This window comes from Streptomyces humidus (genome assembly GCF_014649655.1).
In the GTDB taxonomy this organism is placed as follows: domain Bacteria; phylum Actinomycetota; class Actinomycetes; order Streptomycetales; family Streptomycetaceae; genus Streptomyces; species Streptomyces humidus.
The window spans coordinates 53,906-75,982 of the sequence record NZ_BMTL01000022.1 but is presented as its reverse complement, the minus strand read 5'-3'; the positions used below and the strand labels follow the sequence as shown (position 1 = coordinate 75,982).

The following is a 22,077-nucleotide window of genomic DNA, read 5'->3' as shown; positions in this document are numbered from 1 at the left end:
GGCGGCCGGGTCAGCCGACCCGCACCACCCCGCGCTCCGTCGACTCCCACAGGGACCGCAGCGACTCCGTCAGGCGGCGCCCGGGCGTCCAGTCCAGAAGCCGTCCCGCGGCGGTGATGTCCAGCAACTGCCAGTCGCCGCTGGCCCGCACGATCTGCCCGCCCGGGCAGGCGTCCACCACCACCCGGGCGGGCGCGCCGCTGATCCGGGCGAGCTGTTCCATCAGGCTGCGCACCGCGACGGCCGTGCCGCCGCCCAGGTTGACGACTCCGCCGACGCCGCACGCCGCGGCCGCGGCCACGCCGTCGGCCACGTCACGCACGTCCACGAAGTCCCGGTACACCTGCGCCGGGCCGGTGCGCAGCACCGCCGTGCGCCCTGTCTCGGCGGCGGTCCGCAGCCGGGCGACGGTCGCCCCCGGCAGACTGGTCGCCGGCGCGTCCGGGCCGAGCACGTTGGAGATCCGCAGCACGATGCCGTCGACGACGCCCGCACGCGTCGCGTCCAGCACGCAGGTCGTTCCGCGCAGTTTCGTCCGGCCGTAGTCCGTCCGCGGATCGGGCGGGGTCTCCTCGTCGACGAGCGAGCCGTACGGCACCGGCCCGTACTCGTGGGCGGAGCCGAGCTGTATGAGCCGGGGCCGCGGTTCCCAGCCCCCGAGTGCGGCGACGAGACGCTCGACGACGGTGACGTTCGACCGGACCATCTGCTCCGCGTCCACGTTCCACACTCCGCCCGCCGCGTTCACCACGACCGTCGGCCGATGGGCCCGCAGCAGGGCAACCAGGGCGTCGGGAGTCGCCGCCGCCAGATCCAGTGCCGCGAACCGCCCCGCCCGCCCGGTCCGCGGCGGACGCGTGCGGCCCACGGCGAGCACGTCATGGCCGAGCGCGGCGAGCCGAGCGCACACCTGACGGCCGACGAACCCGGTCCCGCCGAGGACCAGCGCCCGGCCCGCGTCGCCGCCGGCCGGCGCCGGCTCACCGACCGGTCGCATCGGACACCGTCCCCGTGCCGGCCTCGACGCGGCCGTCCGCCAGCAGCTGCCGGGCCTCGGCGAAGACGTCGAACTGCCGCCGCCAGTCCGTCCCGAACGGGGCCAGCACCACGTGGTGGACCCCGGCCGCGCGGTACGCGTCGAGCCGCTCCGCGATCGCCGCAGGACCGCCCGCCACCGCCGCCCGGGCGGCGCGGCCGGGGTCCATGCCCAGCCGGGCGGACAGGAACCCGGCCAGCTGCCCGGCGGCGCGCTCCCCGTGCTCCCGCACCCCGGCGGCGATGACCAGCGCCGCAACCTGTGGCGCCGGCCGACCGTACTGTGCGGCGAGCTCCCCCAACCGCCCTCCCGCGTCGGCGAGTTCGCCCGGAGGCGTGGCGGCGGCCAGCCAGGCGTCGCCGTACTCCGCGACCCGGCGCAGCGCCCGCCCGGAGCCCCCGCCGATCCACAGCGGCGGCCGGGGCACCGCGGGCGCCAGCGTGACCTCCTCCGGGGCGTCCGCAGTCCCGGGGGACCCGGACCCGGCGGGTGTGCCGCCGGGGCGGGGCACCAGCCCGGCGAGCGGGGTCCGCTGCCCGGTCAGCAGCCCGGGCAGCGCGGCCAGCACCCGGTCGGTGCGCCGTCCGCGCCCGTCCAGCGCGATGCCCGCCGCCCGCCACTCCGCGGGCACGCTGCCACCCGTGCCCACCCCGAGGACCAGCCGGCCCCCGGAGAGGCACTGCAGCGTGGCGATCTGCTTCGCGGCCCACACCGGCTGGCGCAGGGCCAGTTGCAGCACCCCGAGACCGACGCGCACCCGGGTGGTCACCGCGGCGGCCGCGGCGAGCGCGAGCGTGCTCTCCAGCAGGGGCCGTCCGTCTGCCAGATGGTCACCGACCCACACGGAGTCGAAGCCGGCCGACTCCGCGTACCTGGCCGTGGCCGTGACGTCGGGGATGTCGTCACCGGAGATCGGCAGAGAGACACCTGTGTGCAGTCCCATGGGCTGCTCCTTCCGCTTCGGTGTGCGCCCGCGCCGACCCTGACAGCCGCCGGTTGAGCACCGATCGAGCGCCCGGACACGCCCGGGCGTCCGCCGCCGCTCGACGCGCCCTCCAACGGCCGTTGACGTCGCGCCGCCACGCTGACGGCGTCCGAGCGGCCGGCGGCCCGCAGCCGTCACGGGAAGGAGATCCATGGGTACGGACGTGGTGGTGGTGGGCGCGGGGCCCGTGGGTCTGATGACCGCGTGCGAGCTGGCGCTGACCGGGGCGCGGGTCACCGTCCTCGAACGGGGGACGGCGCCCGCCGACGACTCGCGGGCCCAGGTGCTGCACGGCAGGACGATCCCCACGCTCGACCGCCGCGGTCTGCTCGACCGGTTCCTGGCCGCCGAACGCGAACTGAACGGCGGAGCGGGCCTCAGCCACGACAAACGGGCCCTGCCCAGAGGGCACTTCGCGGGCATCACCGGCCTGGACTTCCCGGCGCCGGGCGACGGGCTGCCGGGAGCCCTCTTCGTGCCGCAGGCCGTGACCGCCCGCATCCTCGGCGAGCGGGCGGCCGAACTCGGGGTGCGGGTCCGCCGCGGCGCCGAGGTCGCGGGGGTCGACCAGGACGCCGAGGGCGTCACCGTGCGGATGTCCGACGGCTCCCGCGCGCGCGGCGCCTTCGTCGTCGGCTGCGACGGCGCCCGCAGCGTCGTCCGGCGCACCGCGGGCATCGGCTTCCGCGGAACGGACGCCATCGCCTCGACGACGGCGGGCGAGGTGTTCCTGGGCGACCCCGCGAACGCTCCGGCCGGCTGGCACCGCACCCGGCGGGGCTGCACCGTGATCTCCGTCCACCCGGGAGAAGGACGCAGCCGGGTGGTCGCCATCGAGTTCACCGGACCGCCCGGGGACCGGGACACCCCGGTCACCCTGGAGGAACTGACCGCGACCGTGGCGCGCATCCACGGCCGGGACGTTCCCATGTCGGGACTGGCGGCGGGCGCCCGTTACGGTGACGCGGCCCTGCTGGCCGACGTCTACCGCCGGGGACGGGTCCTGCTCGCCGGTGACGCGGCGCACATCCACTACCCGGTCGGCGGCCAGGGACTGAACATCGGACTTCAGGACGCGGTCAACCTGGGCTGGAAGCTCGCCGCACGCGTCACGGGCCGGGCCTGCGACGCGCTGCTCGACACCTACGAGAGCGAGCGCCGGCCGGTCGCCGACGCCGTGCTGACGCACGCTCGGGCCCAACTCGCGCTTCTGGCGCCGGAACCGCGCGTCGACGCGCTGCGCGCGATGTTCCACGACCTGATCGGCTTCGGTGAGGTGAACCGTTACCTCGCCGAGAAGATCTCCGCCGCGGACGTCCGCTACGCCACGGGCGCCGCCGACCCCCACCCGTCGGCGGGCGGCTGGGCGCCGGAGGCGGTGCTCACCGTCGGCGACAAGAAGCGCAGGCTGGCCGAACTCCTTCACCCGGGCCGGCCCGTCCTGCTGTGCCTGGACGGCGGCGCCACGGGCGGGGCGCTCCCGGGCGGCCGGTGCGATGTGGTGACGGCGACCTGTCCCGAACTGGCCGGACTCACGCACCTGTTGATCCGCCCTGACGGCTATGTGGCCTGGGCGGCCGCCGTCGGCCACTCCGCCGAACGGACCCGGTCCGAACGGGACGCGGCGCTGGCGCGCCTGGCGGGCGCATGACCGCACGACCTCGTTCCGAGGCTTTGTGAACCCAGATCCGGAGGGAAAGAAACGATGACCGACGCCCCTTGGGCATCCCGGCTGCAGGACATGGCCGACCTGACGACGCCGATGACGATCAGGGTGGCGGCCACCCTGCGCGTCGCCGACCACATCGCCGACGGCACCGGCGATCTCGCCGCCCTCGCCGAGCGCACGGGCGTCGCCGCCCCCGCGCTGCGGCGTGTCATGCGCCACCTCGTCGCCGTCGGAGTCTTCTGCGAGCCCTCACCCGACTCCTACGCGCTCGCCGAGGTCGGCAAGGAGCTGTGCACCCAGGGTCCGGGCGACGCCCGCAGCTGGCTCGACCTCGAGAGCGCCATCGGCCGGGTGGACCTGGCACTGACGGACCTTCTGGAGTCGGTGCGCACCGGACGGCCCCCGGCCGGCCGGACCGGCGACACCTGGGAGGCCCTCGACCAGGACCCCGACCTGTCGCGGACCTTCGACGAACAGATGGCCGCGGGCGCCGCGGCCAAGGCCCCGGGCCTGGCCGAGGCCTTCGACTGGTCCTCCGCGGCGCACGTGGTGGACGTCGGCGGCGGCAACGGCACACTCCTCGCCGCGCTCCTCGCCGCCCACCCGCATCTGCGCGGCACGGTCGTGGACCGGCCCGGGCCCACCCTGGCCGCGGACGAACGGTTCGCCGAGGCCGGGCTCGCCGGGCGCGCCAGCACCGTCGCCCGGAGTTTCTTCGATCCGCTGCCCACCGGGGGCGACGTCTACCTGCTGTCCGGCGTCCTGCACGACTGGGACGACGACCGGGCGGCCCGGATCCTGGGCCGGTGCGCCGAGGCCGCGGGCGCCACGGGCCGGGTGCTGGTCCTCGAGTCGCTGGTCGACCCGGCGTCCGCCCGCAGCTCGACGACCGACATGGACCTGCTGATGCTGGTCACCACCGGCGGCCGGGCCCGTACCGCCGCGGACCTGGAGGCCATGGGAACCGGCGTGGGGCTGGCCGTGCGCTCGCTGACCGCGGTTCACGACCCGCACACCCTGGTGGAGTTCGCCGCTGCGACCTGAGCGGACGCGGACGGGTGAGGGGCGGGCGCCCGATGCTCCGGGCGCCCGCCCCTCACCGGCGTCCGAAGCCGCCGCCGGCCGCTCAGCCGGGCAGGCCGGCGAAGGGATCGAGCCCCGCGCCGGCCCGGATCCCGGCGACCCGCTCGGCGACCGCCGCGGCCGGCAGGCCGGCGAGCGCCACCGGGTCGAGACCGTCGGTCCGGCGCACGCTCACCGTGCAGCCGCCGGCGGCGGGCCGTGCGCGGATCTCACCGCGGACCGAACGGCAGAACGGGGGAAGGCCCTCGGTCTGCTTCCACACGATCACGGTGGCCGCCGGGCGCACATAGCAGCGCCGCAGCACGGGCCCGCCCGCCGTCGTCCCGAGGTCGACGGACAGACACCGCTCGGCCTCGGCCGTCACGGTCGCCGTCCGGCAGCCGGGCAGCACCTCGGGCCAGCGGGCGGGGTCCCAGAGCCCCTCGACGGCCTCGACCGGCGGCTGAGGCAGGAACACCTCGGTCTCGTCCGTGTACTCGTGCCGGGTGAGGGCGTCCAGGTGCTCGGCGAAGCGCTTCAGTCCCCGCAACTGCTCGGTGATGCCGCCGTCCATGCGCTCCGCCATCCGTCGCGCGGCCTCTTCGCCGCCGCCGGTCAGCGTCCAGGCATGGCTCAGTTCCACGTCCGTGCCCCCCTCGGCGCGGGCCCGGATGCACCACTCGCCGTGCATGGCGGCCACCGGGGGAGCCGCGTTCAGCTGGTCGAAGGAGATCCGGCCGCGGGCCGCGTCGAGGGTGCGGGCCACCTGCCAGGTCCGGGGCGCGCCGCCGTCGACGACCCACCGCTGGATCACGTCGCCACGGGCGTCGCCCCGCACGCGCTCGATGTGCACGACGGTGGGGGAGAGCCGCGGAGTGTGCGTGTTGTCGGCCACGAGGTCGTACACCGCCTCCGGGGGCGCGGCGACGGCGATGCGGTGGGTCAGCCGGCCCTGCGGTCGGGTGGCGGGGCCGGGCGCGGGTGTGGACATGGGCGGGACGCCTTTCCGGTCTGCGGGGAGAGGAACGGCCTGGAGGCCGGTTGTGCGGCGGGGGCGGTGCGGCCGGGTGGCCGGTGTGCGGCGGGTGTGGTGCGGCCGGTGCGCGGCTCAGGGACGTTCTCCCTCGACCACGCGCACCGGGAGACGGTCGTGCAGGTGTGCTCGTACGGAGGTCAGGCCCGCCTCGGCGAGCATCGAGGCGTAGGCGTCGGCGGAGTGCGCCTCGCCCCCCGCGGTGGTCGCCAGCATGAGGAGGCCCAGCATGTGCGCGTGGTACTCCTCGCGCGGAGCGGCGTCGCCGGTGGTGAAGCCCGCGATGACGACGCGGCCCCCGGGCGCCAGCGCCGGGGTGAGGCGGCGCAGCAGGTCGACGCAGCGGCGGTGCGAGAACATCAGCAGGAAGTTGGCCAGGACGATCACGTCGTAGGGCCCTCCGACCGGCACCTCGAAGGCGTCGCCCGGCAGATAGGAGGTCCGGTCCTGGAGGCCGAGCCGCCGGGCGTGACGTTCGGCCGCCTCGAGCACTTCGGGCCAGTCCTGGCAGCGGACGTGCCCGGCCGGACGTCGGCCCGCGAGGGTGAGTCCGAACAGAGCGTGGCCGCAGCCGACGTCCAGCACCCTCAGCCCCTTCCGTTCGGCTGCCCACGGCTCGAGGAGGTCGGCGACATGCCCGGCGCCCGCCCGGGTGAGGCCGGTGAGGTGGGTGGCGAAGTCGGTCCAGAACGCAAACCCGGGCCGCTCCGCCTCGGCGTCGGCCAGGGGCCCGCCCTTGCGGACGACGTCGGGGAGCGCGCGCATCGTGTCCCACTCCCACAGGCTCGCGGCGACGTGGACGTTGCCGCCGAAGTACTCCTTCGCGGAGCCGACCAGCAGCCGTTCGGCCCCCGGCGCCGGCCGGAACGCCTCCCCGGCCGGCTCCAGCAGCCCGGCCCCGGCCAGCGCGCCCAGCAGCAGCCGCACGGCGCGCGGATCGGCGGAGACGGCGCGGGCGACCTCGGCCGCGCCGACGGGGCCGTGCGTGAAACAGTCGAAGATCCCCAGTTCGAGGGCGGTGCGCAGCAGGTAGGTCGACTTGAAGCCGGTCATCATGTCCAGCAGACGTTCACGGGTGATCTCGGTGCTCGTGTCAGACATGCGCGGATGCTGGCACGGGGCGTTCGAGGAGGGATCGAGGTGGCCGGACGTGCCCAGCCGGGCTCGAGCGGGGCGCGACAGCGCGCTGAGAAGGTCTGGCGGCCGCAGTCGACCCGTCGTCGCCATCTGGGAGTTGCCGTGCGCGTACTCGCGATCTCGAGCCCGTCCGCCACCCACTTCATGCCCGCGGTGCCCCTGATGTGGGCACTGCGCTCCGCCGGGCACGACGTCATGTTCCTGGGGCAGCCGGACGTGGTGGGCATGGCCCGGGGCGCGGGGCTGCCCACCGTGTGCGAGGGGGCGCTCTTCGACGTCGACGAACTGTTCCTGGGACTCCCCGAGGGCAAGCGTCCGATCGACATCGGACTGGCTCAGCTGCCCCGGGGCGGCTGGACGGCCGCCGCGCTCGCCTGGGTGTTCCACGCGAAGTACCTGCTGGACCCGTATCTGGACTTCGCGCGCCGCTGGAAACCGGATCTGATCGTCACCGATCCGCTGGAGTACGCGGGTCTGATCGTCGGCGGGGTGCTGGGCGTGCCCACGGTGCACCACCGGTGGGGGCCGGAGCCCGTCTCGTCCGCGGGGCTGGCGCTGGCCCGCACGCTGCTGCACGGGCGCGCGGTCCGGCACGGTCTGGCGGGGCTGCCCGATCCGGCCCTGCTGCTGGATCCGTTCCCGGCCGAGCTGGGTCTGCCGGACGAGCCGGCCGGCCGGCCGATCCGGCCCGTGGCCTACAACGGAGGGGGAAGCGTGCCCTCCTGGCTGTGGCAGGCGGAGGGCGACCGGCGCCGGGTGTGCGTGTCGTTCGGCCGGTCCATCCTGCCGCTCAACGGACTGTCGCTGATCCGGCACGTGGTCGACGCCTTCGACGGCCTGGACGGCGTCGAGGCGCTGGTCACGCTGGAGCGCGAACACCGGCCGGCGCTGGGGCCGGTGCCGGATCAGGTGCGGCTGGTGGATCCGCTGCCCATCCGAGAGGTGCTGGAGATCTCGGACGCCGTCGTGCACCACGGCGGTGGCGGCACGACCCTCACGGCGGTGCTGGCGGCGCGGCCGCACCTGCTGCTGCCCCAGATCATGGATCAGCACGTGCGGTGCGAACGGCTGGAGGAGGCCGGCGTGGCGGTGCGGCTGGGGGACGCCGGCAGTCAGAACGACCCCGGTGTCATCCGCGACGCGTTGACCACCCTGCTCGACAAGCCGGGGTACCGGCAGGCCGCCGTCGCCCTGCGCGAGCGGGCGCTGGAGCTGCCCTCGCCCGCCGAGGTGGCGCGGGACCTCGAGGAGCTCGCCGCACGGTGAACGCGCCGATGCCCGGACTCGCCCGGAATCCCGGGGGAGTCCGGGCATCGTGCTGCGGTCAGCCGGCCGTGGCGGCCAGCTCCCGCTGGGACTTCTCCCGGATGAACAGGGACAGCACGGACGGGACGAGGACCAGGAACGCGGAGATGAAGAACACCAGGTTGGTCGCCTGGACGAACGTGTGCACAGCGGAGTCGTGCTGCTCGGGCGTCAGCTGGGCGAGGACTCCGGTGTCCAGCTCGCCGTTGACGTTCGCGGCGCCCGCCCGGCCCGTGAGATGGCCGGCGAGGAAGCGTGTCACGACGGTGCTGAACAGCGCGAAGCCGAAAGCGGTGCCCAGCTGCTGGCTGAAGCGCAGCGAGGTGGTGGCGATGCCGATGTCGTCGAGCTCGACGTTGTTCTGCGTGAAGAGCAGGGCGAGGCCGAGGGACTGGCCGAGCGCGACGCCGATCACCGCCATGCCGATCCCGATGAGCACGAAATCGGTGTGGTCGCCCAGTCCGCTGAAGCAGAAGAGCACGGCGGCCTGGATGATGCCCGACGCCGTGAGCAGGTACTTGAACTTCCCGAACAGGCGGATGATCCAGCGTCCGACGAGCGCGGAGAGGATCAGGCCGCAGGCCATGCACAGGGTGAGCAGCCCGGCCCGGCTGGGGCTGAGGCCGCGTCCGATCTGCAGGTAGCCGCCGACGTAGAACAGCCCGCCGGCCAGGGCCAGTCCGCCGATCAGGGAGATCGGCATCATGATGCGGAACATGGGGTTGCGCAGCAGCGCCAGCGAGATGAGGGGTTCGTCGGCGGTGCTGATGCGCCAGACGAAACCGCCCAGCATGAGCGCGCCGGCGGCGGACAGCGAGAGCACGGTCGCCGAGTCCCACGCGTACCGCTTGCCGCCCCAGTCGGCGACCAGCAGAGCGGCGGCCGCGGTGCCGGCGATCAGCGCGGCGCCGACGAAGTCGACCCGGCGCCGCTGGGTGCGGCGGGGCAGCCGCAGCATCGTGGCGACGACCGCGAACGCGGCGACGCCGAACGGCAGGTTGATGTAGAAGACCCAGCGCCAGTTCAGGGAGTCCGCGACGAAACCGCCGAGCGTCGGTCCGAGGGCCAGGCCCACGCCGAACATGACCGCGCCGAAGGCCGTCTTCGACGAGGTCGCTCCGTCGAGGTCGTCGGCGTCGGAGCGGAAGAGCACGCCCATGATGATCAGGGCGACGGCGGTGAGCCCGCCGGCGCCGATTCCCTGGACGGTACGGAAGACGATCAGCTGGGTCATGCTCTGGGCGACCCCGCACAGGCACGAGCCGACCAGGAACGTGCCGAGGGAGAACAGGAAGACGGGCTTGGGCCCGTGGGCGTCGGAGAGCTTCCCGTACAGCGGGACCACGATGCAGTCGGCGAGGGCGTAACAGGTGGTCAGCCAGGGCAGCCGGGAGATCCCGTGCACGGGGTCGAGGTCGGCGACCATCTTCCAGGACACCGCCGAGACGATGTTGACGTCGAGCAGCGCCAGCAGCAGCGAAGTCAGGCAGGACAGGGACACCAGGATCACCTGGTTCTTGCCCATGAGCCGGCGCGAGCCGTCGTAGACCGGCTGCGGACCGGGCTGCGGCCCCTGCTGCGTGTCCGCCGAGGGCGGTTGATCACCGATTCCGAGCTGTGTCATGCCGTCAGCATAGAGCATTTGCTTTAGTCACTCAATGAATATATTGAGCACAAGTTTATTCTCGCTCAGATCACCCTCGGTAGGGTGGGGGCATGAGCGAGCGACTGGGTCTTCGGGAACGGAAGAAACTGCGGACGCGCGAGGCGATCTCGGACGCGGCCGTGCGGCTCTTCCTCGAGCGGGGCTTCGACAGCGTCACCGTGGCGGAGATCGCGGAGGCCGCCGAGGTGTCCTCCATGACGGTCTTCAACCACTTCCCGGCCAAGGAGGACCTCGTCCTGTGCCGGATCGACGACCACTTCGGCGAGGCCGCCGCGATCGTGCGGGCCTGCGGACCCGAGGACTCCCCGCTGGAGGCGCTGCTGCGCCACTTCGTGTCAGGCCTGGACGAACGCAACCCCTCGACGGGGCTGTGCGACGAGCCGGGATTCCTCGCCTTCCAGCGCATGATCATGCATACGCCCAGCCTGAAGCTGCGTCTGGTGGACCAGTGGCTGGGCAGCCGGAGCGAACTCGCCGCCGCGCTCGCCGGGCGGCTCGGCGAGGAACCCGAAGGGATTGCGCCGACGATCGCCGCCCTGCAGATCACCGCCGCCCAGCAGGCCCTCGTCTCGCGCAACCTCGAGCGCGTGCTGGCCGGGCGGGATCTGGAGACGGCCCACGCGGAGGCCGTGGCCGACGCGGAACGCGCCTTCTTCCTGCTCGAGCACGGACTGGCCCGGTTCAATCGCCCCAGTCCCACGGCTTGAACGTCGTACCAGGAGTACTCGACCGCATCCTGGTTGCCTGAGCGTCCCCTCAGCACCCAGTGCGTCGGAGGCTCCCATGAAGTACGAGAAGGACATCCGCGTCGCGGCCACCGGCGTGTGGCTGCCGCCGCGGACCCCCCTGGAACAGGCCGTCGAGGCCGGCCTGGTCGGCGACCACCACCGCTCCCTCGGCTACGAGTCGATCGCCGTGGCCGACGACGAGGCGGGGGCCGACATGGCGGTGCGCGCCGCCCGGACCGCGGTGCGGCGCGCCGGCCTCGATCCGGCCGCCTACGACCTCGTCCTGCACGCCTGCTCCTGGTTCCAGGGGCTCGACTGGTGGCCCGCCGCGAGCTATGTCGCCGGACAGAGCGTGAGCCACCGGGCGGTCGCGTTCGACGTGCAGCAGCGCTCCAACGGCGGCCTCGGCGCCCTCCACCTGGCGGCCGGGCAGCTCCAGTCGGGCGCGGCCGGCACCGCGCTGCTGACCACCGGAGACCACTTCGCCCCACCCATGGTCGACCGCTGGGCGACGCAGTTCTACACGATCTTCGGGGACGGCGGCACCGCCCTCGTCCTGTCCACCGCCGGCGGATTCGCCCGCCTGCTGTCCACCGCCGTCCACGCCGACACCTCACTGGAGCCGTGGAGCCGGGCGGACAGCCCGCTGACGCTCGCGCCGGGACGGCAGTCGCCCGTGCCCGTCCTGCGGCGCTTCAGCACCCACAGCCGCAATCCCGCGTCGCGGGGATCCTGGGAACGGCTGGAGAACGCCATGCTGCGGGCCCGCGACGAGGCGCTGGCCGACGCCGGCCTGGCGCTCGCCGACATCGACCGGGTCGTCGTCCCCCATGTCCACCGGGGCGACGGGCGCAGCGAGAACTACGACGCGCTGGGTTTCACCGAGGAGCAGAGCGTCTGGGAGTTCGGCCGGCGCGTCGGGCACCTGGGCGCGGGCGACCAGTTCGCCGCTCTCGACCATCTCGCGCGGGAGAACCGGCTGGACCCGGGAGACAGAGTCCTTCTCGCGGGGGTCGGCGTCGGCTACAGCGTCGGCGCGGCCGTCGTGGAGATCGTGCACACACCGCCGCTGTGACCTCGCCCGGCCTGCCGAGCCGGTGTGCGGCGCCGACGTGGCTTCGACGGGCTCTCGAGACGGCGTGCCCAGACTCGTGGCGCAGCCGAAGCCGATCGATCCCCGGGGGCGACCATGGAAATCCGAGACGACGTCTACGTCCGCTCTGTGGGCAGCAGCCTGCCCGAGACCGTCAGCGTGGACCGGGCCGTGGAGCAGGGTCTGTACGATCCCGCCGCCGTGGACATGTGCCGGCTCACGGCGACGTCCGTGACCGACGACGTCTCCCCTGCGGAGATGAACGTCTCGGCGGCGCGCACGGCACTGGAGCGTGCCGGGCTGGAGTCCAAGGAACTGGACGCGCTCATCCACGCCAGTGTGTTCCCGCCGGGGCCGGCCGGCTGGTCGATCGCCGGCTACACCCTGCGCGAACTCGGCGGTGGCGCCGCCCCGGTGACCGAACTGCGCACCGGCTGCTCGGCGATGCTCAGCGCGATGGAACTCGCCGTCGGCCAGCTGACCGGCGCCCTGCGGCACCGCACGGTGCTGTTGACGGGCGCCGACGTCTTCGGCCCGTGGATCGACCGCTGGGGCTCGTACTCCTTCATCGGCGGCGACGGCGCCAGCGCCGCGGTGCTCGGCACCGACGGCGGCTTCGCGAGAATCCGCTCCGTCAACTCCCGTACGATTCCCGAACTCGAGATGATGCAACGGGGCGACGAGCCGCTGTTCCCCTCGTCCGCCGGGGGCCGGATCGACGAGCAGGGACGCCTCGACCACTTCGTCGACAACGTGATGTCGACGGTGGAGGCGGCCTCCCTGATGGCCGCCAACCATGCCGACCTGGCCCGGACGTCGGCGGCCGAGGCGGGCATCGCGGTCGCCGGCCTCACGAAGGTGATCTTCCACAACATGTCCCGGTTCGTGGTCGACCAGTTCGTGATGGCGCCCCTCGGACTGCCCATGGAGCGCTCCTGTTTCGACATCGGCGCGGTCACCGGCCACCTGGGCGTCAGCGACCAGCTGGTGTCCCTCGAACGCCTGCTGCTCGACGGGCTGCTGGCCCCCGGCGACCACGTGCTGCTGCTGGGCGGGTCGGCCGGCTTCGCCACGGTCGCCGTCGTGCTGGAGATCCTCGAGCGGCCCGTGTGGGCGTCCGGGCCCGGGACGGCCCGAGGCGCCGGCGCGAAGACGCCGTAGGACGAAAGGCGCGTCCGGCCGGGAGGGACCCCGGCCGGACGCGCCGGCACCTCATGCCGGGACGGACCGGCCGTACAGCTCGAGGCACTCCTCGTACGTCGGGAGCAGGTCCTTGGCGACGGCCTCCTCCACGGACGGCGCGGCCAGGTCGCTCTCGGACATCACCGGAGGCTCGGTCAGTCCCCAGGGAAGTGCCAGGGCCGGGTCGAGAGCGCTCACGGTGTACACCGCGTCGGCCACATAGGGCTGCGAACAGTGGTAGTTCATGACCGTGTCGTCGTCCAGCGCCAGGAACGAATGCCCGAGCCCCTCGGCGATGAACAGACTCGTCAGGGACCGGTGATCGAGCCAGACCACCTCGTGCCGGCCGAACGTCGGTGAGCCGACCCGCAGATCGACCACGATGTCGACGACCGCGCCGCGCAGACAGGTCACCAGCTTCGCCTGGCTGAACTCGCCCCGCACACCGTGGATCCCGCGCAGCACCCTGCGGTGCGAGACGGAGAGATTGCTCTGCGCGATGGTGAAGTTCCGGCCGAGCGCCTCGGACAGCAGGTCCTGGCGGAACGACTCGTAGAAGGTGCCTCGGCGATCCGGGAATCCCCTCGGTGTGACGAGGAAGACGTCCGGCAGCGCCAGGTTGCGGATTTCCATGCTGCGAGACTCCATGCGCCGACCGTAGGACCGCCGCCTCAAGGCGCGTTGGAGCCGAACGGTCCGACGGCCGCCCGGCGCTGCCGGCTTCGAGCCCCTCTCGACCCGCAGGCCATCCGTCGCCCGCAAGGTCCTGTGCATGAGAATCCTGGTCACCGGAGGAGCCGGATTCATCGGCTCGAACTACGCGCGCACCCTGCTCGGGGGTGGGTATCCCGGCTACGAAGAGGCCGAGGTGACCGTCCTCGACGCACTCACCTACGCCGGCAACACCGACAACCTGCCGCTGGACCACCCGCGCCTGACGTTCGTGCGCGGGGACGTCACCGACGGGGAGCTGCTGCGCTCCCTCGTCCCCGGGCACGACTGCGTCGTGCACTTCGCCGCGGAATCGCACGTGGACCGGTCGGTGCTCGGCGCCGCCGAGTTCGTGCGCACGAACGTCGTCGGCACCCAGAGCCTGCTGGACGCCTGCCTGGCAGCCGGCGTGGCACGGTTCGTGCACGTCTCCACGGACGAGGTGTACGGCTCGATCGACGGCGGCTCGTGGACCGAGGACAGCCCGCTGCTGCCCAACTCCCCCTACGCGGCCTCGAAGGCTGCCGCGGATCTGATGGCCCGCGCCTACTGGCGCACCCACGGGCTGGATGTGCGGATCACCCGGTGCTCCAACAACTACGGTCCCTACCAGCACATCGAGAAACTGGTCCCGCTGTTCATCACCCGGCTGACGGCGGGCGGGACGGTGCCGCTGTACGGAGACGGGCACAACGTCCGCGAGTGGATCCACGTCGACGACCACTGCCGGGCCGTCCAGCTGGTCCTGACCCGGGGCAGGGCGGGGGAGGTCTACAACGTCGGCGGCGGCACCGCGCTGACCAACAGGCGGATGACCGAGCTGCTGCTGGAGCTGTGCGGAGCCGACTGGAGCCGGGTGCGGCACGTCGAGGACCGCAAGGGTCACGACCTGCGCTACGCCGTCGACGACGGCAAGATCCGGGCGGAGCTCGGCTATCGGCCGCAGGTCCCCTTCGAGGAGGGCCTGGCCCGGGTCGTGCACTGGTACCGGGCCAACCCCGCGTGGTGGAAGGCGATGGAGGCCGTGCGATGAGTGACGTCGACAGGTTCGAGAGGTCGGCGCTCACGCGGGACAGCGTCGTGACGCCCAACGCCGAGTTCGACGCGTGGTTCGCGGAGCAGCGTCGCACCAACCGCTACGCCGTCGACCGCATCCCGTTCGCGGAACTGGTGGGCTGGGGGTTCCGTGACGACACCGGCGACCTGGTCCACGACAGCGGGAGGTTCTTCTCGGTGGAGGGCCTGCGGGTGGACACGGCCTGGGACGGGGAGGAGGCCTCCTGGTCCCAGCCCATCATCAACCAGCCCGAGGTCGGTGTTCTCGGCATCCTCGTCAAGGAGTTCGGCGGTGTGCTGCACTGCCTGATGCAGGCCAAGATGGAGCCGGGCAACCTGGACACCGTGCAGCTGTCGCCCACGGTGCAGGCGACCCGCAGCAACTACACGGGGGTGCACCGAGGCGCTCCGGTCACCTACATCGACCAGTTCGCCCCACCCCGGCGGGGACGCGTGCTGTACGACTCCCTCCAGTCCGAACAGGGCTCATGGTTCCTGCGCAAGCGCAACCGCAACATGGTGGTCGAGGCCCTCGGCGAAGTTCCGCCCCACGACGACTTCCGCTGGCTCACCATCGGGCAGATCCACCGGCTGCTCGAGCGGGACAACGTGGTCAACATGGACGCACGGACCGTCCTGTCGACCGTCCCGCTCTTCGCGCGCGACGCGGACTCGCGCCACGACGACGCAGAGCTGCTGAGCCGGCTGACCGAGATCAAGTCGCTGCGCGAGCTGCGGCAGCGGAGCATCGCGCTGGCCGACGTCGAGCGCTGGTACCGCAAGGAGGACGAGATCGGCCACGAGGACGGCCGTCACTTCACGATCGTCGCCGCCGCCGTGCACGCCGCGAACCGGGAGGTCACCCAGTGGACGCAGCCGCTGCTGGCGCCCGTCGAGCAGGGCCTGGCGGCGTTCGTCGCACGGGACATCGGCGGTGTGCGCCATCTGCTGGCCCAGGTCAAGACGGAGGCCGGCGTCCTGGACGTCGCCGAACTGGCCCCCACCGTGCAGTGCCTTCCCGGGCACGCCGGCGCGCTGCCCGAGCGGCGGCGGCCGCGCTATCTCGACCTGGTCCTGGATCCGGACGCCGGCCGGGTCCTGTACGACTCCGTCCAGTCGGAGGAGGGCGGCCGCTTCCACCACGCGGACAACCGCTACCGCGTCGTCGACGTGGGCGAGGACTTCCCGGTCGAGGAGGAGCCGGGCTTCCTTTGGGTGACGGTCCGTCAGCTCAGCGCTCTGCTGAGGCACGCCAACTACGTGAACATCCAGGCCCGGACCCTGCTGGCCGGGCTGCGCAGCTCGGAGGGGGCTGAGCCTCATGGGGCGTGAGACCGCGGTCGTGCTCGGCGGCACCGGATGGGTGGGACGCCATGTCAGCGCCTCGTTCGCGGCCGAGGGGTACGACGTCGTCACCGTGGCGCGCGACCGCGCCGAACGCCTGCCGTACGCCCGGTTCGTCCGGCTGGACCTGACGGCCGAGCCGGTGGAGAAGATCGTCCGCACGCTGGAGGCCGAACGCCCCGCCGTCGTGGTCAACGCGGCCGGGCAGCCGTGGGGGAGCAGCGAGGAGGTGATGCGCACCTCGCTCCTGGAACTCACCGAGCGCGTGCTGGCCGCCCTCGGCGCCCTCCCCTTCCGGCCTCGGTTCGTCCAGGTCGGCACCGTCATGGAGTACGGGCCGACGCCCCGTGGCGTGCCGATCGGCGAGAACACCGCACCGCGGCCCGCGGGTGCGTACGGACGGATCAAACTGGCGGCTTCCACCGCCGTGCTCGAGGCAGCCCGCGCGGGCCGCGTCGACGCGGTCGTCGTGCGGCTCGTGAACGTCGCGGGTCCCGGCACGGCTCCGGCCAGCCTGCTGGGCCGGGTCCTCGAGGAGCTGCTCACCGCGCGCGAGGAGGGGCGCGACGCCGAACTGGTGCTCGCCCCGCTGCGCGCCCAACGCGACTACATCGACATCCGGGACGCGGGCGACGCCGTGCTGGCCGCCGCCCGCGGGGGCCTCGTCGGGCAGGCCGTCAACATCGGCAGCGGCACCACGGTGCCGGTGCGCCGGCTGGTGCGGCAGCTCATCGCCGCCAGCGGGGTGCCGACCCGGCTGGAGGAACGGGCTCCCGGCGCGGGCGGCCCGGTCTCTCCGGGCGCCGGCGGTGACTGGCTCGCCGTCGACCCGGATCCCGCGCGGCTGCTGCTGGGCTGGAAGGCCCAGCGCCCCGTGGAGGGCGCGCTGAGCGACGACTGGCACGACCGCGCCGCCCGCCGCACCGGTTCCTGACGCCGAAGTCCGGCCGGCCGCTTCCGTCCATCGCGACCCGAGAGAATCCGAGAAGGGACGTTCCATGCGGGTGCTCTTCCACACCGCTCCGATCCGTGCCCACACACTCCCGTTGATCCCCCTGGCCTGGGCGCTGCGGGCGGCGGGCCACGACGTGCTGTTCGCGACGGCCGGTGAGGGATCGGTGGTGACCGCGGCCGGGCTGTCCATGGTGGACGTCGCGCCGGACCTCGAGATCGGCCCGATGTTCATGCCGCTGTTCGAACGCCACCAGGGCCTCTACGAGTCCCGGGCCACCAGCCCGGCCGAGGCCGCCACCATCGCCGAGATCTTCGGCGCGGTGAACGACCGCACGGCGCCCGGTCTGGTGGAGGCCGCCGGGCGTTGGCGGCCCGATCTGATCGTGCACGACTCCAGTGCCGCGGCGGGCGCCCTGTGCGCGGCTCTCCTGGGGATCCCGGCCGTCCAGCACGACGTGTACCTGGAGAGCTCGCGCGGACTGTGCGAGCGCATCGCCTCCCACATGACCGGCTCCTTCGAACGGTTCGGCGTCGACGGGCTGCCCGCCGACCCGGTCGCCGTCCACATCACGCCGCCCAGTGTCGAGCCCGAAGGCCAGTACGGCTGGGCCATGCGCAACGTGCCCTACAGCGGCGGCGCCGAGCTGCCCGACTGGCTCACGGCGCCGACGCCGCGGCCGACCGTCGCGGTGACCATGGGGCTCACCTGGGGCGAGATCGGCCCGGTCGAGCAGATCATCGCGGCGGCGGGGGAGGTGGACGCCGACTTCGTCCTGGCGATCAGCGGGTACGACCTGTCCAAGTACGGGACGCTGCCGTCCAACGTCCGTGCGGCGGGCTGGATTCCGCTGTCGGACCTGTTGCCGAGGTGCACGGCCGTCATCCACCACGGCGGCGGCGGCACCTCCCTGACCGCGCTGGCCCTGGGGCTGCCCCAGCTCGTCTTCGCGGGCGGCATCGGTCACTACGCGGCCGCCGCGGCGATCGGCCGGCGCGGCGTCGGCGTCTTCGCCCACGCCGACGCCATCGGGCCTGAACTCTTCCGCCGCTGGCTCGAGGACGACGCGGTCCGGCGGGCGGCCGCCGAAGTACGGGCGGAGGTGGAGGCGCTGCCCGCACCGCTGGAGATCGCCGCGCGCCTCGGCGCCCTCGCCGCCCGAGGAAGGGAGCGGGCCCGTGTCTGACCCACGGTCCGGCGGGCGCGGGCCCGTGCCCGACCCACAGGCCGGCGGGCGTCGGCTGCGCGTCGGGGTGCTGGGCTGCGCCGGCATCGCGGAGCGCCGCATGCTGCCCTCGATGGCGTATCAGCCGCTCGTCGAGATCGCGGCCGTCGCCAGCCGGGACGGCGCGCGGGCTGAGGCCTTCGCCGCCCGGTTCGGCGGCGAGCCGGTGACCGGCTACGACCGGCTGCTGGAGCGCGAGGACGTCGACGCGGTCTATCTGCCGCTGCCGCCCGAGCTGCACGTCGAATGGACGATCCGGGCGCTCGAGGCGGGCAAGCACGTGCTGTGCGAGAAGCCCTTCGCCACAGGTCGCGCGGAGGCCGCCGAGGCGGTCGCCGCGGCACGTGAGCGCCGGCTGCTGCTGATGGAGAGCTTCATGTTCCTCCACCATCCCCAGCACGCCGAGGTGGCCCGGCTCCTCGCGGACGGCGTGATCGGTGAACTCCGCCTGTTCCACGGGTACTTCGGCATACCCAGGGCCGGCACGGAAGCGGACGCGGCGCCCCGGTACGCCAGCACCCTGCCGGAGGTGGCGGCCTACCCGCTGCGGGCGGCGCGGCTGTTCCTCGGAGACGGTCTGCGGGTCTGCGGCGCCGAGCTGCGCCGGACGGAGCGGGACGCCCGGCCCATCGCGGGGTCGGCCCTGCTGGTCTCGTCCCGGGGAGTCCCGGCGCACCTGGTGTTCGGCGTCGACCACTCCTACCGCAGCGGGTACGCGATGTGGGGGAGCGAGGGCCACCTGCGGCTGGACAGGGCGTACAGCACGCCGGACGAGCACGCTCCGGTGGTCAGGATCGAGCGGCAGGACGGTGTCGAGGAGGTACCGCTGCCGTGCGAGCGGCAGTTCACCCGGATCGCCGGGGAGTTCGCCCGCACGATCCTCGACGGCGGGGACTTCGAGCGGCACGGCGAGGACATCCTGCGTCAGGCCGAGCTGGTGGACGCGGTGGACCGGGCCGCGGCGGCGGCCCGGTCCTGATCCCCGCGCGGCGGCCTCAGGGCCGGCGCCCCGTCGCCGGCCGGGGCGGGGCCACCGGTCCCCGGCGAGGCCCGGCGGCCGTCCTCGGGTCGGTGCGCGGCCGGGTGAGCAGGGCCACGTCGGCTTCCGGCGACCGGGCCGACCACGGATCGTCCGAGGGGTCGTCGGTGAGGAGGTCACGCTGCAGCCGCTGGAGGGTGCCGGAGGGCTGGATGCCCAGCTCCCGGTCCAGCACCTTCCACAGCGACTGGTACGCCTGGAGTGCCTCACCGCGCCGTCCGACGTGCTGGAGCGCCATGATGAGCTGGGCGTGGAACCACTCGTTGAGCGGGTAGTCCGCCACCAGCGAGCGGAGTTCGGGAATCAGTTCACGGTGTGCGCCGAGTTCCAGGTCCGCCTGGCAGCGCAGTTCCAGGGTGGTGATGCGCAGTTCCTCCAGATGCACGGTGTGCCCCTCGAGGAGACGGCCGGCGCACACGTCGGCGAGGGCCCGTCCGCGCCACAGGGACAGCGCCCGGCGCAACGTGCGGGACGCCTTCTCCAGATGGCCTGCGGCGAGCAGCGCCCTCCCGTCCGCGACCAGGCGCTCGAAGACCTGGAAATCCAGCTGATCCTGTTCCACGCGCAGGCAGTAGCCGGGCGGCTGGCTCACCAGGAGCCGCTCGGAGGCGTTTTCTCCGAGCACACGGGTGAACAGCTTTCGCAGCTGGTAAATGTACGTCTGCATTGTTGTCATCGAACTGCGCGGAGGATTCTCGCTCCAGAGTTCGTCGATGACCGCGGTGGTGTCCACCACTTGGTTTGCACGGAACAGCAGAAGGGCCAGTGTGCGCCGGGTCTTGGGTGCCGTGGGTGTACACACGAGATCATTGTGTGCGATTTCCATCGGTCCCAGTACCTTGAATTCCATTGAGTCCCCCGATTCTCCATGGTTCCGGCGAGATATCTCGCCGGTGATGACTCTTGTATGCCACCCATGGTCAGGACAAGGGGTGTGTGTCGAAGGATGTAGCGCCCCGGTCTCCGTGTTAATGATCGGTCGGCGCGCCGCTGATCATGGGTGTTCTCTGTTGCCCCGGGGATTCGAGGTACGGCATACTTCGGCGGGAGGAACGATTTTCTTCAAGAGCAAGCAAAGCTCTGGTAAATGAAACCCACTTTGCCTGGCATTTGGGTTGGATTTTAGAGTCGGACGCTTGACGGGGGCAGATGCGTGTCACATACGGGGAAGGGTGTCGGATCCGACGGGACAGCACCGATTCGGTTGCTTGTGCTCGAGAGGGACACTATTTATCGGGCCGGATTGACGTCCATGCTGGGCTGCGAGGCGGGCATGGAGATCGTGGCGCAATGTGAGGAGCTCAAGGAGGCCCTGAAAATCCTGCCGGACGTTCGGCCGGACGTGGTCTTAGCGGGCGTCGAGAATGTCTCGCGCAGGACGGAGCGGTTTCTTTCGGTGCTGCTCGAGGGCATGTCGTGCGGCCAGCTGGTGGTGCTGGGGCACGACAGGGAGGGGACGGCCGGGCGCAGACTGACGCGCCTCGGGGTCCGGGCCTACCTCTCCAAGGGGGTCCCGTTGCGGTACCTCGTCTCGGTCGTCTGCATGGTCCATTTCTACGGCCGGCGCGCGGCCGGGGGACGCGACCCGGACGAAGCGGCCGGGAACGGCCGGCCGGTGGTCCTGTCGGCCCGTGAGCGGGAGATCGTGGAGCTGGTCGCCAAGGCCATGACGAACGCTCAGATAGGGCGCGAACTCCACATCACCGAGGGCACCGTGAAGCGTCACCTCAGCAACGTGTTCACCAAGCTCCAGGCGGTCTCGCGCATCGACGCCGTCAACAAGGCGGCCGCGGCGTGTCTGATCGACTGAGGCGGTGCTCCCGCGGCTGAGGCGGGGCTCCCACGCGCCCACGGTTCCGCGGAGCCGTGGGCGGGGCCGTACGCGCCTCACGGGCGCGTTCGAACGGGAACGGCCGGGCTTCGCCCGGCCGTTACTCGTCCTCGTCCTCGCGTCCGGTCGGACGACTCCGGTCAGCCCGGCCAGCCGCTGGCCACCTCCTGCACGTACTTGCCGTACTCGGAGCCCGCGAGCCGCGCGCCGAGCCGGTGACAGGCGTCGGCGTCGATGTACCCCATGTGCAGGGCGATCTCCTCGATACAGGCGATCCGCACGTGCTGACGGCTCTCCAGGACCTGCACGTACTGACTGGCCGTCAGCAGTGACTCCGGCGTGCCGGTGTCCAGCCAGGTGAAGCCGCGCCCCAGGTCCACCAGCCGTGCGCGGTCCTCCGCCAGATACGTGAGATTGACGTCCGTGATCTCCAGTTCGCCCCGCGCGGACGGGCGGATGTTCTTGGCGATGTCCACCACGTCGTTGTCGTAGAAGTACAGCCCGGTGATGGCCCGGTTGGACTTCGGGACGTTCGGCTTCTCCTCGATCGACACGAGCCGGCCCTCGGGGTTCACCTCGCCCACTCCGTAGCGCTGCGGATCGGTGACGATGTAGCCGAACAGCACACAGCCGTCGACGTCGCGCGCCGTCTCCTGGAGCAGGGCCGAGAAACCCGGGCCGTGGAAGATGTTGTCGCCCAGCACGAGGGCCACCGAGTCGGAGCCGATGTGCTCGGAGCCGATGAGGAACGCTTCGGCAAGGCCGTTGGGCCGGTCCTGCTGCGCGTAGTCGAGGTTCAGGCCCAGCGAGCTGCCGTCGCCCAGCAGGCGGCGGAACTGCGGCAGGTCCGCCGGCGACGAGATGACGAGGATGTCCCTGATCCCGGCGAGCATCAGGGTCGACAGCGGATAGTAGATCGTGGGCTTGTCGTAGACGGGGATCAGCTGCTTGGAGACCGCCAGCGAAGTCGGGTAAAGTCGCGTTCCGCTTCCGCCCGCCAGCACGATTCCTTTCATGTCGGTT

General features: G+C 72.5%; 20 protein-coding genes. 12 read left to right on the top strand and 8 right to left on the bottom strand.

Going from position 1 to position 22,077, the window contains the following annotated elements:
- Nucleotides 1-10: 10 nt before the first annotated feature.
- Together IE239_RS24930 and IE239_RS24925 are read right to left on the bottom strand one after the other, a co-directional pair.
- Nucleotides 11-997: an SDR family oxidoreductase gene (locus IE239_RS24930; RefSeq protein ID WP_190151612.1), complete on the bottom strand. Its 987-nt coding sequence runs from the start codon at nt 995-997 to the stop codon at nt 11-13.
- Nucleotides 981-1,979: an LLM class flavin-dependent oxidoreductase gene (locus IE239_RS24925; protein WP_190151611.1), complete on the bottom strand. Its 999-nt coding sequence runs from the start codon at nt 1,977-1,979 to the stop codon at nt 981-983. Before IE239_RS24925 ends, IE239_RS24930 begins: the two co-directional genes overlap by 17 nt.
- Nucleotides 1,980-2,172: 193 nt before the next feature.
- On the opposite strand from IE239_RS24925, the gene IE239_RS24920 reads away from it, so the two are divergent.
- Both IE239_RS24920 and IE239_RS24915 read left to right on the top strand, forming a co-directional pair.
- Nucleotides 2,173-3,672, top strand: a complete 1,500-nt coding sequence (locus IE239_RS24920; RefSeq protein WP_190151610.1) for an FAD-dependent oxidoreductase — start codon at nt 2,173-2,175, stop codon at nt 3,670-3,672.
- Nucleotides 3,673-3,726: 54 nt separating this feature from the next.
- Nucleotides 3,727-4,734 (top strand): methyltransferase, encoded by a 1,008-nt coding sequence (locus IE239_RS24915; protein WP_190151609.1) that lies wholly within the window; start codon nt 3,727-3,729, stop codon nt 4,732-4,734.
- 82 nt (nt 4,735-4,816) lie between these two features.
- Here IE239_RS24915 and IE239_RS24910 read toward each other — a convergent pair whose 3' ends face one another.
- Nucleotides 4,817-5,743 (bottom strand): aromatase/cyclase, encoded by a 927-nt coding sequence (locus IE239_RS24910; RefSeq protein ID WP_190151608.1) that lies wholly within the window; start codon nt 5,741-5,743, stop codon nt 4,817-4,819.
- A gap of 117 nt (nt 5,744-5,860) precedes the next feature.
- Complete coding sequence (locus tag IE239_RS24905; RefSeq protein WP_190151607.1) at nt 5,861-6,886, bottom strand: class I SAM-dependent methyltransferase; 1,026 nt, start codon at nt 6,884-6,886, stop codon at nt 5,861-5,863.
- Nucleotides 6,887-7,024: 138 nt separating this feature from the next.
- On the opposite strand from IE239_RS24905, the gene IE239_RS24900 reads away from it, so the two are divergent.
- Entirely contained in the window at nt 7,025-8,188 is a 1,164-nt protein-coding gene (locus IE239_RS24900; RefSeq protein WP_190151606.1) for a nucleotide disphospho-sugar-binding domain-containing protein, read from the top strand.
- 58 nt (nt 8,189-8,246) lie between these two features.
- On the opposite strand, the gene IE239_RS24895 is transcribed toward IE239_RS24900, so the two are convergent.
- Nucleotides 8,247-9,851: an MFS transporter gene (locus IE239_RS24895; protein WP_229878291.1), complete on the bottom strand. Its 1,605-nt coding sequence runs from the start codon at nt 9,849-9,851 to the stop codon at nt 8,247-8,249.
- A 92-nt stretch (nt 9,852-9,943) separates the two neighbouring features.
- Here IE239_RS24895 and IE239_RS24890 point away from each other — a divergent pair, with 92 nt between their 5' ends.
- The 3 genes from IE239_RS24890 (at nt 9,944) to IE239_RS24880 (ending at nt 12,875) form a co-directional block, all read left to right on the top strand.
- Nucleotides 9,944-10,600, top strand: a complete 657-nt coding sequence (locus tag IE239_RS24890; protein WP_190151605.1) for a TetR/AcrR family transcriptional regulator — start codon at nt 9,944-9,946, stop codon at nt 10,598-10,600.
- 76 nt (nt 10,601-10,676) lie between these two features.
- Nucleotides 10,677-11,696 (top strand): ketoacyl-ACP synthase III family protein, encoded by a 1,020-nt coding sequence (locus tag IE239_RS24885; protein ID WP_190151604.1) that lies wholly within the window; start codon nt 10,677-10,679, stop codon nt 11,694-11,696.
- Between the two features lie 114 nt (nt 11,697-11,810).
- Entirely contained in the window at nt 11,811-12,875 is a 1,065-nt protein-coding gene (locus tag IE239_RS24880) for a ketoacyl-ACP synthase III family protein (RefSeq protein WP_190151603.1), read from the top strand.
- Between the two features lie 51 nt (nt 12,876-12,926).
- Here IE239_RS24880 and IE239_RS24875 read toward each other — a convergent pair whose 3' ends face one another.
- Nucleotides 12,927-13,544 carry a dTDP-4-dehydrorhamnose 3,5-epimerase family protein gene (locus IE239_RS24875; RefSeq protein WP_229878290.1) on the bottom strand — a complete coding sequence of 206 codons (618 nt, stop codon included), beginning with the start codon at nt 13,542-13,544 and terminating at the stop codon, nt 12,927-12,929.
- Nucleotides 13,545-13,668: 124 nt separating this feature from the next.
- On the opposite strand from IE239_RS24875, the gene rfbB reads away from it, so the two are divergent.
- The 5 genes from rfbB (at nt 13,669) to IE239_RS24850 (ending at nt 19,163) form a co-directional block, all read left to right on the top strand.
- The gene (gene rfbB, locus IE239_RS24870; RefSeq protein WP_190151602.1) at nt 13,669-14,640 is read left to right on the top strand and encodes a dTDP-glucose 4,6-dehydratase; all 972 of its coding nucleotides are present in this window, start codon (nt 13,669-13,671) and stop codon (nt 14,638-14,640) included.
- Nucleotides 14,637-15,995 (top strand): NDP-hexose 2,3-dehydratase family protein, encoded by a 1,359-nt coding sequence (locus IE239_RS24865; protein ID WP_190151601.1) that lies wholly within the window; start codon nt 14,637-14,639, stop codon nt 15,993-15,995. Before rfbB ends, IE239_RS24865 begins: the two co-directional genes overlap by 4 nt.
- Nucleotides 15,985-16,941, top strand: a complete 957-nt coding sequence (locus tag IE239_RS24860; RefSeq protein WP_190151600.1) for an NAD-dependent epimerase/dehydratase family protein — start codon at nt 15,985-15,987, stop codon at nt 16,939-16,941. The genes IE239_RS24865 and IE239_RS24860 overlap by 11 nt, the downstream gene beginning before the upstream one ends.
- 64 nt (nt 16,942-17,005) lie before the next feature.
- Complete coding sequence (locus tag IE239_RS24855; protein WP_190151599.1) at nt 17,006-18,145, top strand: nucleotide disphospho-sugar-binding domain-containing protein; 1,140 nt, start codon at nt 17,006-17,008, stop codon at nt 18,143-18,145.
- The gene (locus tag IE239_RS24850; RefSeq protein WP_229878289.1) at nt 18,138-19,163 is read left to right on the top strand and encodes a Gfo/Idh/MocA family protein; all 1,026 of its coding nucleotides are present in this window, start codon (nt 18,138-18,140) and stop codon (nt 19,161-19,163) included. Before IE239_RS24855 ends, IE239_RS24850 begins: the two co-directional genes overlap by 8 nt.
- A gap of 16 nt (nt 19,164-19,179) precedes the next feature.
- On the opposite strand, the gene IE239_RS24845 is transcribed toward IE239_RS24850, so the two are convergent.
- Entirely contained in the window at nt 19,180-20,025 is an 846-nt protein-coding gene (locus IE239_RS24845; RefSeq protein WP_229878288.1) for a BTAD domain-containing putative transcriptional regulator, read from the bottom strand.
- 450 nt (nt 20,026-20,475) lie between these two features.
- On the opposite strand from IE239_RS24845, the gene IE239_RS24840 reads away from it, so the two are divergent.
- Nucleotides 20,476-21,033, top strand: coding sequence for a helix-turn-helix transcriptional regulator (locus IE239_RS24840; RefSeq protein WP_190151700.1), 558 nt, complete (start codon nt 20,476-20,478; stop codon nt 21,031-21,033).
- Between the two features lie 161 nt (nt 21,034-21,194).
- Here IE239_RS24840 and rfbA read toward each other — a convergent pair whose 3' ends face one another.
- The gene (rfbA, locus tag IE239_RS24835; protein ID WP_190151598.1) at nt 21,195-22,070 is read right to left on the bottom strand and encodes a glucose-1-phosphate thymidylyltransferase RfbA; all 876 of its coding nucleotides are present in this window, start codon (nt 22,068-22,070) and stop codon (nt 21,195-21,197) included.
- Nucleotides 22,071-22,077: the final 7 nt, after the last annotated feature.